Annotated in this window: 14 protein-coding genes; 13 read left to right on the forward strand and 1 reads right to left on the reverse strand. The window is 29.2% G+C overall.

Annotated elements, in window-relative coordinates:
• The first annotated feature begins 108 nt into the window (after positions 1 to 108).
• From GEMHA0001_RS07755 to GEMHA0001_RS07775, 5 genes are read left to right on the forward strand one after another with little or no spacing between them, the layout of a single operon-like run.
• Positions 109 to 654: a helix-turn-helix domain-containing protein gene (locus GEMHA0001_RS07755; protein WP_003144877.1), complete on the forward strand. Its 546-nt coding sequence runs from the start codon at positions 109 to 111 to the stop codon at positions 652 to 654.
• 10 nt (positions 655 to 664) lie between these two features.
• The gene (locus GEMHA0001_RS07760; protein WP_003144999.1) at positions 665 to 1,753 is read left to right on the forward strand and encodes an ABC transporter ATP-binding protein; all 1,089 of its coding nucleotides are present in this window, start codon (positions 665 to 667) and stop codon (positions 1,751 to 1,753) included.
• A 3-nt stretch (positions 1,754 to 1,756) separates the two neighbouring features.
• Positions 1,757 to 2,575, forward strand: coding sequence for an ABC transporter permease (locus GEMHA0001_RS07765; RefSeq protein ID WP_003145632.1), 819 nt, complete (start codon positions 1,757 to 1,759; stop codon positions 2,573 to 2,575).
• Entirely contained in the window at positions 2,575 to 3,375 is an 801-nt protein-coding gene (locus GEMHA0001_RS07770; RefSeq protein WP_003145718.1) for an ABC transporter permease, read from the forward strand. Before GEMHA0001_RS07765 ends, GEMHA0001_RS07770 begins: the two co-directional genes overlap by 1 nt.
• Before the next feature lies 1 nt (position 3,376).
• Positions 3,377 to 4,456: an ABC transporter substrate-binding protein gene (locus GEMHA0001_RS07775; RefSeq protein WP_003145401.1), complete on the forward strand. Its 1,080-nt coding sequence runs from the start codon at positions 3,377 to 3,379 to the stop codon at positions 4,454 to 4,456.
• 63 nt (positions 4,457 to 4,519) lie between these two features.
• Here the strand turns inward: GEMHA0001_RS07775 and GEMHA0001_RS09405 are convergent, their stop codons facing one another.
• Positions 4,520 to 4,954, reverse strand: coding sequence for an FxLYD domain-containing protein (locus tag GEMHA0001_RS09405; protein WP_211204824.1), 435 nt, complete (start codon positions 4,952 to 4,954; stop codon positions 4,520 to 4,522).
• 258 nt (positions 4,955 to 5,212) lie between these two features.
• On the opposite strand from GEMHA0001_RS09405, the gene GEMHA0001_RS07780 reads away from it, so the two are divergent.
• The 8 genes from GEMHA0001_RS07780 to GEMHA0001_RS07815 all read left to right on the forward strand — a co-directional run bounded on the left by GEMHA0001_RS07780 (position 5,213) and on the right by GEMHA0001_RS07815 (position 12,560).
• The gene (locus GEMHA0001_RS07780) at positions 5,213 to 5,533 is read left to right on the forward strand and encodes a hypothetical protein (RefSeq protein ID WP_003145321.1); all 321 of its coding nucleotides are present in this window, start codon (positions 5,213 to 5,215) and stop codon (positions 5,531 to 5,533) included.
• Between the two features lie 69 nt (positions 5,534 to 5,602).
• Positions 5,603 to 6,091 carry a hypothetical protein gene (locus GEMHA0001_RS07785; RefSeq protein ID WP_003145579.1) on the forward strand — a complete coding sequence of 163 codons (489 nt, stop codon included), beginning with the start codon at positions 5,603 to 5,605 and terminating at the stop codon, positions 6,089 to 6,091.
• Between the two features lie 235 nt (positions 6,092 to 6,326).
• Positions 6,327 to 7,304, forward strand: coding sequence for a DUF4878 domain-containing protein (locus GEMHA0001_RS07790; RefSeq protein WP_003145388.1), 978 nt, complete (start codon positions 6,327 to 6,329; stop codon positions 7,302 to 7,304).
• Positions 7,305 to 7,468: 164 nt separating this feature from the next.
• Positions 7,469 to 9,178 carry a DNA polymerase III subunit gamma/tau gene (gene dnaX, locus GEMHA0001_RS07795; RefSeq protein ID WP_003145061.1) on the forward strand — a complete coding sequence of 570 codons (1,710 nt, stop codon included), beginning with the start codon at positions 7,469 to 7,471 and terminating at the stop codon, positions 9,176 to 9,178.
• A gap of 115 nt (positions 9,179 to 9,293) precedes the next feature.
• Positions 9,294 to 9,611, forward strand: coding sequence for a YbaB/EbfC family nucleoid-associated protein (locus GEMHA0001_RS07800; RefSeq protein ID WP_003144870.1), 318 nt, complete (start codon positions 9,294 to 9,296; stop codon positions 9,609 to 9,611).
• Position 9,612: 1 nt separating this feature from the next.
• Positions 9,613 to 10,209 carry a recombination mediator RecR gene (gene recR, locus GEMHA0001_RS07805; RefSeq protein ID WP_003145265.1) on the forward strand — a complete coding sequence of 199 codons (597 nt, stop codon included), beginning with the start codon at positions 9,613 to 9,615 and terminating at the stop codon, positions 10,207 to 10,209.
• A 16-nt stretch (positions 10,210 to 10,225) separates the two neighbouring features.
• Positions 10,226 to 12,202, forward strand: a complete 1,977-nt coding sequence (gene tkt / locus GEMHA0001_RS07810; RefSeq protein WP_003145188.1) for a transketolase — start codon at positions 10,226 to 10,228, stop codon at positions 12,200 to 12,202.
• Positions 12,192 to 12,560 carry a S1 RNA-binding domain-containing protein gene (locus tag GEMHA0001_RS07815; protein ID WP_003145432.1) on the forward strand — a complete coding sequence of 123 codons (369 nt, stop codon included), beginning with the start codon at positions 12,192 to 12,194 and terminating at the stop codon, positions 12,558 to 12,560. The genes tkt and GEMHA0001_RS07815 overlap by 11 nt, the downstream gene beginning before the upstream one ends.
• The last annotated feature ends 218 nt before the right edge of the window (positions 12,561 to 12,778 follow it).

Below are 12,778 nucleotides of genomic sequence, written 5' to 3' on the forward strand. Positions count from 1 at the left end.
ACTAATGGTAAACAATAATAACGTTAAGTTAGATAATAATAAACAAAATTAACTAAAAGTTATGTATTGTTAAACAAATTAACTTATTAACTATAGAAAGGAGAAGTTATGTATTCTATAGGTGAAAGATTAAAGAGATTACGAATTCAAAAAAACCTCACCCAAGAAGAGTTAGGGGAACGTACAGACCTTAGTAAAGGGTATATATCTCAAGTTGAGCGTGATTTAGCGTCACCATCAATGGAAACTTTTTTTAATATACTCCAAGTTCTTGGATGTGCTCCTAAAGATTTCTTTGATAAGGAGAGTACTAGTCAGAAAGTATATTATTCATTAGAAGATCAGACTAGTTATGAAGAAACTGATGAAGGATATAAACTTACATGGTTGGTTCCAGAATCAAATGAGAAAGAGATGGAATCTCTTATATTAAAACTAGATAAAAATTGTAATTATAAAACATTTGATCCTTCTGAATCAGAAACATTATGTTATGTGCTGAAGGGGAAATGCAAATTGAGATTAGGTGATGAGGAGTTTATTGCTTCTACTAATGAAAGTTTTTATTTTTTAGCTACGTCAGAACATAGAATATCAAATCCATTTGATGAAGAATGTGAAGTGTTAATTGTAGCGACTAATTCGTATTTATAAGGAGAAAATAATGGCAAATATTGTTGAATTTAAAAATGTATCAATGTCTTTTGGTAATACACATGTATTAAAGAATATTGATTTAGAAATAGAAAAAGGAAAATTCTATACATTACTAGGACCAAGTGGATGTGGTAAAAGTACAATTTTAAAATTAATTGGTGGATTTTTAAGTCCAACATCAGGTGATGTACTACTTGATGACAAAGTAGTTAATGATCTACCTGCGAATAAGAGACATGTAAATACTGTGTTCCAGGACTATGCATTATTCCCGCATATGAATGTATTTGAAAATGTTGCTTTTGGATTGAAAATTAAAAATGAAAAGAAAGAAGTAATTAATAAGAAAGTAAAAAAAGCTCTTAAACAAGTTAACTTAGCTGGTTTTGAAAATCGTGATATAAGCGAGATGAGTGGTGGACAAAAACAACGTGTTGCTATAGCTCGTGCAATTGTTAATGAACCTGAAATTATCCTACTAGATGAATCACTATCAGCACTTGATTTAAAACTTCGTCAAGAGATGCAATATGAACTTCGTGAACTTCAACAACAAACAGGAATTACATTTATCTATGTAACTCACGACCAAGAGGAAGCGCTAGCGATGAGTGATTATATCTTCGTAATGAATCATGGGAAAATTGAACAAAGTGGTACACCAACTGATATTTATGATGAGCCGGTAAACCGTTTTGTTGCTGATTTCATTGGTGAATCTAATATTGTTAATGCTGTTATGTTAGATGACTATTTAGTAGAAATCTACGGTAAACAATATGAATGTGTTGATGCTGGTTTAGATAAAAATAAACGTGTAGAAGTAGTTATTCGTCCAGAGGACTTAGAGATTACAAGTGCAGATAAAGGTAAAATCAGTGTAGTAGTAGATACTCAGTTATTTAGAGGAGTTCACTATGAAATCTGTTGTTTAGATGATCAATATAATGAATGGATTGTTCATTCAACAAAACAAGCAAAACCAGGAGCAGCTGTAAGTTTAAACTTTGATCCTGAAGCAATACATATCATGGTGCCTGGAGAAACTGAAGAAGAATTTGATGCTCGTCTTGAATCATATGAAGAGGAGGAATAAAGAATGTTCAATAAAAAAACACGCTCATTTTTTATGATTCCGTATGTAATGTGGATGTTACTTTTCGTAGTATTTCCAATATTACTAATAGTATATTATTCTTTTAGAGATATCGATGGAAACTTCACATTCGAAAACTATAAGATATTCTTTAGTAGCACATATGTATTAATGACATTATATAGTTTCTGGTATGCATTTCTAATTACACTTATATGTTTGGTAATTAGCTATCCATTAGCATTTGCTATTAATAAAAGTAAGTATAAAGAACTGTTGCTTCTATTAATTATTTTACCAACATGGATTAATATCTTATTAAAAACTTATGCGTTTTTAGGATTATTTGGTGAATATGGAACAATTAATAGTTTTCTAGAATACATTGGCATAGGTTCTCAAAGTTTACTATTTAATTCATTTAGTTTTATTTTTGTATCAAGTTACATATTCTTACCATTTATGTTATTACCTATTTATAACTCAGTTTCTGGTATGAATAAAAACTTAATTGAAGCATCATATGATTTAGGTGCTGACTTTAAAACTACGTTCTTAAAAATTATTTTACCATTAAGTATTAATGGTGTTAAAACTGGTATTCAGGTAACATTTATTCCAGCTCTATCATTATTCATGATTACACGACTTGTTGCTGGAAACAAAATTATAAACTTAGGTACAGCTATTGAAGAGCATTTCTTAGTTACTCAAAACTGGGGGATTGGTTCAACAATCGCAGTATTCTTAATAGTAGTAATGGGAGTCATAATGGTTCTTACAAATACTAAAGACAAAACTAATTTTGGAGGTAGAAAATAATGAAATTAACTTCAAAAATATATTTAGGGGTTATCTTTGCAATATTATATATACCTCTAATTTACCTAGCATACTACTCGTTTAACTCAGGTAAGACAATGATTGATTTCGAAGGTTTTTCTTGGAAACATTATGTAGATTTATTTGAAAATACGCGTATGATGGTTATTGTAATTAATACGATAGTAGTTGCACTACTTTGCGGATTATTTTCTGCTATTTTTGGAACACTGGGTGCATTAGGAATATATTCTTTAAAATCTAATAAACAAAAGAATTCTTTCTTAGTAGGAAATAATATTCTAATTGTAAGTCCTGATGTTATCATCGGATGTTCATTCTTATTAATGTTTACATTTATTTCTAAGTACACAGGATTAGATACTATTCAAGGTTTTTGGTCTGTATTATTATCTCATATTGCATTCAGTATTCCGATAGTTGTATTAATGGTATTACCTAAACTTTATGAGATGCCAAGAAGTATGGTCGATGCTGCAATAGACCTTGGAGCGACTTATCCTCAAGTATTGAGTAAGATTGTAATACCTTATATTACACCAGGGATTTGGGCAGGATTCTTTATGGGATTAACTTATTCATTAGATGATTTTGCTGTGACGTTCTTTGTTACAGGTAATGGATTCCAAACTCTTTCTGTTGAAATTTACTCAATGGCACGACAAGGAATTAACCTACAGATTAATGCTTTATCTACAGTCTTAACTATCTTTGTTGTTGTAGCGGTATTAATTTATTATGTAATCAATACTAGTAAATTAAAAAGGGAGGTAAGATAATATGAAAAAATTACTTATTTCAGCAATTTCAATATTAGTTATCAGTTTAGGATTATTATATAGTCGAAATTTTATTAATAGTTCAAATAGTGGTGATAAACAAACTTTAACAATTTTCAACTGGGGAGAATATATTGATCCGGATTTAATTAAGAAGTTTGAAGAAGAAACTGGGATTTCAGTAGTATATGAAACATTTGACTCTAATGAGGCTATGCTTACAAAAATTCAAGCAGGATCTACACCTTATGATATAGTAATTCCGTCTGACTATATGATTAAAAAGATGAAAAAGCTAAATCTACTAAAAAAATTAGATCACAGTAAAATTGAAGGATTTGATAATATTGAAGAACAATTTAGAGATAAAAGTTTTGATCCAAAAAATGAATATTCAATTCCTTATTTCTGGGGAACACTAGGAATACTTTATGATAAAACTAAAGTTCCTGAAGATCTTAAATTTGAAAAATGGAATGACCTTTGGGATGCACGTTTAGAAAATAATATTTTATTAATTGATGGTGCACGAGAAATGATGGGAATTGCTCTTCAATCAGAAGGAAATTCTGTAAATGATACTAATGAGGTAAACCTTAACCTAGCAGAAAAAAAATTAGAGTTACTTCATCCAAATATTAAAGCAATTAACTCTGATGAGAAGAAAATGCTTATGATTAATAATGAAGCATGGGTATCAGTAGTATTCTCAGGAGATGCAAAATCAATTATGGAAGAAAATGAAAATATGGTTTATGCATTACCTAAAGAAGGAACTAACCTATGGTTTGATAATATAGTAATTCCAAAAACTTCTAAAAATGAAGAGGCTGCATATAAATTTATTAACTTTATGTTAAAACCAGAAAATGCAGCAAAAAACTCTGAGTTTATTGGCTATGCGACTCCTAATGGTAAAGCTAAAGAAATGTTATCAGAAGAAACAACTAGTAATGAACAATTTTATCCAGATTTAGAAAGTTTTGGAAATAAAGCTGAAGTGTATGAAGATTTAGATCCTAAAATGATTCAATTCTACAACGATCTATTCTTGAAGTTTAAAATTAACAATAGAAAATAAAATTAAGAGAGATTATCGTTTTTGATAGTCTCTCTTAATAATTTAAAATTTATGTGAATACTCTTAAAAGCCGCTTACTTTTAATTCTTCAGTTTTGAATGTAACATTTTTTTCTGAACCAATATACATAGCCTTAAATTTCCATGTAGAATTTGGTTTTAAATCGTTGACATTAGCTAGTGCATCACCAACTTTGTTACCATTAGCATCATACGCAGGGATAGTAATTTGAACATATGATTTCTCTTTATCAGTATTGTTCTTTAATACTCCTGTAACATAGCTAGAAAATGAATCTTTTTCAATATTAATTTCAGAAACTTCATATTTTGCTTTTTGTGTTTCTTGAGTAGAATGTTTAACTTCTACATCTTTTTTTTTGTTATTAGTTGTTTGCTGAATAATTAATATAAGTACAATTGCAGCTAAAACTATAAACCAAACTCTTTTATTGATAGGCTTTTTTTGAATATATACATTTCCATCTTGATCTGTAATTTTTTTTGTACATAATAACTCCTCCTTAAAATTTTTATACTAATATTATATATATATATATATAGTCAAGGAAAAATGCAATTATTTAATAATATTATAAGGAATTTATATGGTATATATAAGATACTTTTTACTGAATGAAAATTACAGTAAGGAGAGTTATTTTTTGGATAAGTTTTGACATTTGTTGTTTTGATATTATATAATATAATTGAAATATAGTATAGCTAAGTGAAGTACGAAAAGGAGTGCATTACTTTGAAAACAAGTACAGCGATTTTACTGATGTTACCATGTGAAATCTTAATTCTTTCGTCTATCCTTTTGCCTAGTGAATATATAGATTATGCAATAGCTTTTATAATGTTTTATATCGCGGGGGTATTATTTATTTTTGCCAAGTATATTCTAAGGGGGGATAATGCTCATTTAATTAGTGGTATCAGCATAAGTTATGAAGAAGCAAAGTTACCAGAAAATATTGAAAAGTACTCAAAGGATAGTAAAAGAAATGGGAGAATTTTGCAAATAACTGGTGTTGGTTGCCTAGTAGTTGGATTATATAATATTTTATTTTAATTTATTCAGATAAAATTAGATATAGATTAATTAATACTCTATAAAGTTTATAGAAAAGGACAAATGAATATGACTTATGGATTAAATAGTAGTTTTAAGAGACAATTAAATAATAAAACAAAAAATAAAAGGTTATTAGCTGTAATCATATTAGTATTGATAATTATGTTTTCAATTGTTTTAAATGAAAGGGAAGGTGGAGCTACACCTAAAGAAGTTGTAAAAAGATGGACGAAAACTGTAAAAAATGATGAATTTGAAAAAATGTTTGATTATATCCACTTTGATAATAAAAGAGATAAAGATGAATCCGTTCAAGAATTCAAGAAAATATCCAAAGAAGAAAAATACAAGTTAGATATGTTAAAGACCTTTGTTAATGATAATGAAATAGATGAAGATAAAATGATTGATTTGGATACGTTTATAGTTAGATTTAAGAAAATAAATGAAAAAGACAATTTTGATAAAAAATACTTAATAAATGATGGCAGAGGTTTTTTGACTGTAGAAAAGCATAATGGAAGATGGTTTTTAAAGAAAAATCAATTATGGTAGTAATTTATCTTGAAAAGAAGAAATATTCTGTTTAATAAAGAGATTATCTAGTCGGATAATCTTTTTAATTTTTTTAGTAGCATACGCTGTTACTTGATTGTTATTATTAGCTACTTTTTATATCATTGACAAAAGGAGTAAAGCTTTAGTATAATTATAAATTAAGAGAGTTATAATAAATTAAAAAAGTTATATTAATGTTATTAGACGAAAATTTAGAAATGGAGAAACTATTATGAATAACAATAGGGGGCAAAATTCTAATAATCAACCTCAAAATAATTACCCGCAACAAGGATATCTTCAACAGAATAATCAATATCGTCAAAATGGCTATAATGAGCAAACTCAGCAAGATTATAGTGGTAATTTTTCCAATCAACCAGGTTATCAAAATCAACACCAAATACCGTCGCAGTATCAAAAGAATGAAAATTTTGATCGTAATCATCAGTTTAATAATCAGCAATATCAGGGTTATAGTAATCAACAAAATTCTGCGTATGGTGGAAATGGATATGTAGGGCAGAATCAACAATATACTAATCAACAAAATAATTATTACAGAGGGCCTGGATATACTCAACAAAATTTAAATGGAAATGCTAATTTTCAACAAGGTTATCAAAATTATCAACAGACAAATCCTCAGTTCAATAATGTAAATAACCAGCAACAATTTAATAATCAAAATAGATATAATAATCCTAATCAATTCAATCCACAACTTGGACAAAACAATCCGAATTTTCATCCGATGTATGGTAAGAAAAAAATTGATAATAAAACTATAGGTATAATAGCTGCCATAGTTGCAGTATTAGTCGTAGTATTTATTGCTTTTGGAAGTAGTGGTAGAGCTGGGGGATCAACTCCAAAAGATGCTGTTGAAGGTTGGATGAATACTATTAAAAAAGGTGATTTTAATAAAATGATGGATTATATTCATTTTGAAAGTTCGGAGTCTAAGCAAGCTGCACTAGAAGAATTAAAAGAAGTAGAACGTACTGAAAAGTATAAACTTGATATGGCAAAATCAATTGTTGAATTAGCAGAAGTGTCAGATGTAAAAATGGTTGATGATAATACTGCTAAAGTAATGTTAAAAACAAAAGGCTTAGATTTATCTAAGTTACTTGATAGTGATAGTCAAAGAACAATTAAAGTAAAAAAATATAACGGAAGATGGTATTTAACAGAAAATCCATTTTAATTAAGATATCAATATAATAAAGTTTAAGAGTAAATATAGGAATTAAGTGAGAAACAAGGAATCATATTTATATAATAATGTGATTCTATTGTTTCTCTTTTTTACTATAAGATATATTAAAAATATGTTATAATAAATTAATTAAAATAATTTAGGAGGTTTGTATGTTTCAAGCATTATATAGGAAATATCGACCACAAACTTTTAATGATATAGTTGGTCAAAATCATATAGTTTCTGTGTTGAAAAATGCGATTGACAAAGATCAAATAAGTCACGCCTATTTATTTTATGGATCAAGAGGAACTGGTAAAACCTCTATAGCGAAGATATTTGCTAATGAGGTTAATGGAAATGAGATATATCAAAAAGAAAATGTTGACATAATTGAGATAGATGCAGCTAGTAACAATGGTGTTGATGAAGTTCGTGATATAAAAGAAGCTATTAAATTTCTACCAACTGAAGGTAAATATAAAGTCTATATTATAGACGAAGTACATATGCTAACGACTGCTGCGTTTAATGCATTATTAAAAACGTTAGAGGAACCACCAGCACATGTGATCTTTATACTTGCTACTACCGAAATTCATAAAATACCTGCAACTATTTTATCAAGATGTCAAAGATTTGAATTTAAAAATTTATCTCAAGAACAATTAATTGATAGATTAAAATACATTGCAAAAGAAGAAAATTTGGTTATTGAAGAGGCTGCGATAGAGAAAATTGCCACACTAGCTAAAGGTGGGTTGAGAGATGCAATTAGTATATTAGATCAAGTTTCTAATTATGCTGAAGAGATAACTTTAAATCACATATTAGAAGTTACTTCATCAATAAGTGAAGATGATATACTAGAATTTTATAGAGGTTTATTACAGGGAGATGTTACAAAATCACTATTAAAATATAATGAATTTGTAGCTCAAGCAAAAGATACTAAGTTACTACTTAATGACTTAATAAATGTAACTAGGGATATTGTAGTATATAAAAATCTAAAAGATACGAAACACACTGCATATAATGTTGAGAAAATTGTTACAGAAATAGATAGTGTTAGTTTTGATTACTTCTATAAAATTATAGAGTACTTATCTCAAACAGAACAGCACATTAGATTTTCAACTGAATATATGAGTTATATGCAAATTTGTATAGTGAAAATATGTTCTAAAGAAGAAGGTATCAATCAAAATAACTCAACTATTGGAAGTGGACAAAACTCTATGACTAGTTCGAGAAATATTGAATTAGAAAACAGGATAAAAGTATTGGAAGATAAGTTATTCAAATTAAGAGATGAAATGAAGAATATTTCGGAGTCAGTTCAAAGTAATAATCTTCAATACAGTACAAATAGTAATACACTTCAAAATACAGGCGCGGTAAACACACCGAAAGAAGAAATTAAAGAAGTAATAATAAAAGATAAAAGTAAGATAATCAAACTTATACAGGATTCAAATCCTAATTTTACTAATTACGCATCTAATGTATTTATAAAAATAATAAATGAGAGTTTAAATACAAATAATCCGGAAGTAACTACTATGAGAGAGTTATTTAAATCATGTAAACTTATAGCATCTTCAAAAATAGGTGGTTTATTAGTTTTTAATGAAATGGATAATATGGTTAAGATGGCTCCGAATTCTAAATATAAAAAGTATTTAGAGAGTTTATTTAAGAGATTCATCGGAGTTGAGTATGAAATTTACACAATACAAGATCATCAATATGAAATACTAAAAGATGAAATAGATAATTCAGTACAAGAAGTACATGAAGAAAAAGAACAAGTTGAAGAAGAAAAGTTAACAAAGATAGATGAATTATTTAGTGATATTATTATAGAAACTGGATAGTATGAAAAACATCTATGTAATAAAATGAAATAATTTGAAATGAATTTCAAATTATTGACAAGTTGTAAAATTTTAAATAGAATTATAATATAATTAGATATTAGGAGGAATTATTATGCGCGGAATGGGAAATATGCAACAAATGATGAGAAAGATGCAAAAAATGCAAAAAGATATGCTAGAGGCCCAAGAAGGATTAAAAGACCAAACAGTAGAAGGAACTGTATCAGGTGGTATGGTTACAGCAATTGCTAATGGTGACGGTAAAATTTTAGATATTAAAATTAAAGAAGAAGTAGTAGATCCAGAAGATATTGAAATGCTTCAAGATTTAGTGTTAACAGCAGTAAATGATGCATTAGAAAAATCAACTAAACTAAAAGAAGAAACTTTAGGTAAATTCACAAACGGATTAAGTATCCCAGGTTTATAAGATGCAATATCCAAAACCAATTTTAGATTTAATAGAAAGTTATTCTTTATTACCAGGAATAGGGAAGAAGACAGCTGTAAGATTGGCATTTCACACTTTAAAAATGAATGATACCGATATCAAAAACTTTGCAGATAGTTTAGTAAATCTTAAAGACAAATTAACTAATTGTGAAGTATGTGGAAGACTTAGTGAAGAACATGTATGTGATATTTGTTCGGATCCTGGAAGAGACAAGTCGACTATTTGTGTAGTTGCCAATGATAATGACTTAGTTGCTATGGAGAATATGCAACAATATAGGGGAGTGTATCATGTGCTTGATGGGTTAATTTCACCGATGGATGGAATTGGTCCTTTAGATATTAACATAAAATCCATTTTTGAACGAGCACAAGATGAAACAGTAAAAGAGATTATTCTTGCTACAAATTCATCTCCTGAAGGTGAAGGAACAGCAAGTTTTATTTCGAGATATTTAAAAAATACAGATATAAGAGTTACTAGAATAGCTCAAGGTATTTCTTTCGGAAGCGATATTGAATATGTTGATGAAGTTACCTTATCAAGAGCTATTTCAGGTAGAATAGAATTATAAAATTAGGAGGACATTTATGTCACAGAAATCAGTAAACGCGATAAAAGTTTTAGGTGTTGATGCGATTAATAAAGCAAAATCAGGACACCCTGGAATAGTAATGGGTGCTGCACCTATGGCTTATTCTTTATTTACTAAACATTTAAGAGTTAACCCAAAGAAAACAGATTGGATAAACAGAGATAGATTCGTATTATCAGCAGGACACGGGTCAATGTTATTATACTCATTATTACATTTATCAGGATTTGAAGATGTATCTTTAGAGGAAGTTAAAAACTTCCGTCAATGGGGATCTAAAACACCAGGACACCCAGAATTTGGACATACAAAAGGTATCGATGCTACGACAGGGCCTCTAGGTCAAGGTATATCTACTGCAGTTGGTATGGCTTTAGCAGAAAGATACTTAGCAGCTAAATATAATAAAGAAGGTTATAACCTATTTGATCACTATACTTATGTAATTTGTGGTGATGGAGATATCATGGAAGGTGTAGCTTCTGAAGCATCAAGTTTTGCAGCAGTCCAAAAACTAAATAAACTTGTAGTATTATACGATTCAAATGATATTTGTTTAGATGGTGAAACTAAAGATGCATTTTCAGAAAATGTTCGAGCTAGATATGAAGCATATGGTTGGAATACAATTCTAGTTCAAGATGGTGCTAATGTTGAAGCGGTTAATGCTGCACTTGAACAAGCTAAAAAATCTGACAAACCAACATTAATCGAAGTTAAAACTATTATCGGAGCGGGTTCTCCTAATAGACAAGGAACAAATGGTGTGCATGGAGCTCCTTTAGGTAATGAAGAAACTGCATTATTCAGAAAAGAAATCGGTTGGGAAAATGAACCATTCGATATTCCTGCAGATGTATATGCTGATTTCAAAGCTAATGTAGCAGATCGTGGAGAAGAGGAATATGCTAAATGGGATAAACTATATGCAGATTATAAAGTTAAATTCCCTGAATTAGCAAAAGAATTAGAAGAAGCACTTACACGTGAAGATATTAAACATTTATCAAAAGAAAGTTTTAGCTTTAAAAATGTAGGAGATGCTCAAGCTACGCGTAATTCTTCTCAAGATGCACTTAACAGTATTGCAGCAGTATTACCAACATTCTTCGGTGGTTCGGCTGATCTTTCTCACTCGAACATGACTTTTATTAAAGGTGATAGCTTACAAGATGATACTCACAGAACAGAACGTAATGTTCAATTTGGTGTTCGAGAATTTGCAATGGCTACAGTATTAAACGGATTGATGTTACATGGTGGTGTACGTGTATTCGGTGGTACGTTCTTCGTATTCTCAGACTATCTAAAAGGTGCATTAAGACTATCAGCATTACAAAACCTACCAGTAACATATGTATTCACTCACGATAGTATTGCAGTAGGTGAAGATGGTCCGACTCACGAACCAATCGAGCACTTAGCATCATTAAGAACAATACCAAATACTTATGTATTCAGACCAGCTGATGCGACTGAAACACAAGCTGCTTGGTACTTATCACAAAAAACTAACAATAGACCAACTTCAATTGTTCTAACTCGTCAAAATTTACCAATCTTAGAAAACTCTTCATTTGAAAAAGTTTCTAAAGGTGCATATGTTGTTTATGAAACAGCAGTAGACTTTGATACTATTCTAATCGCAACAGGATCAGAAGTAGCATTAGCAATTGATGTAGCACGTGAATTAGAAAAAGATGGATTTAAAGTGCGTGTTGTAAGTATGCCATCAGTTGAATTATTTGAAGAACAATCTAAAGAATACAAAGAGGAATTACTACCATTAAATATACGTCGTCGTGTATCGTTAGAAATGGGTAATAGTTCTCTTTGGTACAAATATGTAGGTTTAGATGGATTAGCTATCGGAATTGATAAATTTGGAGCATCAGCACCTGCGAATAAAGTAATCGAAGAATACGGATTTACAGTTGAAGCAGTTGTTGAGAAAATAAAAAATGAGCTATAGAGAAATTCGTCCAGGTGATATCATAAAGGTTAAAGTAACAGCGGTAAAACCGTACGGTGCCTTTATAGAAACACGAGATAAAATGGTAGGATTAATTCATATTTCTGAAATTACTAATTGTTTTATTTTTGATATAAGTAGCTATATTAAGCAAGATGAAATTTTAGAAGTAAAAGTATTATCAATAAAAGATAATAAAATTAATGCAACATTAAACTTTAAACAAAAAAAAGACACTGATAAAAAAGAAATAAATAGTTTAGATACTTTGAATTTTCAATATGGTTTTGATACGCTGAAACAAAATATGAAGCTTTGGCAAAAGAAAGCCATTTTTGAAATGAGAAATTCTAAGTAAAAACTATTGACAAATGTAACTTAACTAGTTATAATAACATACATATACAATGAAGTTTAGGAATTAAAAGTTAAGAATATTATTTAACAGAGAGAATCTAGTGGTGAAAAGGATTCATAATAAAACTTTTATGCTACCTATGTTATACTTCATCGGCAATAAAGCCGTTATAAAAACTAATGAGGAGTACATAGTGCTTAAATTAGGGTGGTAACACG

Origin of the sequence: Gemella haemolysans ATCC 10379, from assembly GCF_000173915.1 — a bacterium.
Classification (GTDB): domain Bacteria; phylum Bacillota; class Bacilli; order Staphylococcales; family Gemellaceae; genus Gemella; species Gemella haemolysans.

What these genes read in the sequence shown, in the direction of transcription:
- GEMHA0001_RS07755 (WP_003144877.1), top strand. Translation starts at nt 109, where the DNA reads ATGTATTCTATAGGTGAAAGATTAAAGAGATTACGAATTCAAAAAAAC.
- GEMHA0001_RS07760 (WP_003144999.1), top strand. Translation starts at nt 665, where the DNA reads ATGGCAAATATTGTTGAATTTAAAAATGTATCAATGTCTTTTGGTAAT.
- GEMHA0001_RS07765 (WP_003145632.1), top strand. Translation starts at nt 1,757, where the DNA reads ATGTTCAATAAAAAAACACGCTCATTTTTTATGATTCCGTATGTAATG.
- GEMHA0001_RS07770 (WP_003145718.1), top strand. Translation starts at nt 2,575, where the DNA reads ATGAAATTAACTTCAAAAATATATTTAGGGGTTATCTTTGCAATATTA.
- GEMHA0001_RS07775 (WP_003145401.1), top strand. Translation starts at nt 3,377, where the DNA reads ATGAAAAAATTACTTATTTCAGCAATTTCAATATTAGTTATCAGTTTA.
- GEMHA0001_RS07785 (WP_003145579.1), top strand. Translation starts at nt 5,603, where the DNA reads ATGACTTATGGATTAAATAGTAGTTTTAAGAGACAATTAAATAATAAA.
- GEMHA0001_RS07790 (WP_003145388.1), top strand. Translation starts at nt 6,327, where the DNA reads ATGAATAACAATAGGGGGCAAAATTCTAATAATCAACCTCAAAATAAT.
- dnaX (WP_003145061.1), top strand. Translation starts at nt 7,469, where the DNA reads ATGTTTCAAGCATTATATAGGAAATATCGACCACAAACTTTTAATGAT.
- GEMHA0001_RS07800 (WP_003144870.1), top strand. Translation starts at nt 9,294, where the DNA reads ATGCGCGGAATGGGAAATATGCAACAAATGATGAGAAAGATGCAAAAA.
- recR (WP_003145265.1), top strand. Translation starts at nt 9,613, where the DNA reads ATGCAATATCCAAAACCAATTTTAGATTTAATAGAAAGTTATTCTTTA.
- tkt (WP_003145188.1), top strand. Translation starts at nt 10,226, where the DNA reads ATGTCACAGAAATCAGTAAACGCGATAAAAGTTTTAGGTGTTGATGCG.
- GEMHA0001_RS07815 (WP_003145432.1), top strand. Translation starts at nt 12,192, where the DNA reads ATGAGCTATAGAGAAATTCGTCCAGGTGATATCATAAAGGTTAAAGTA.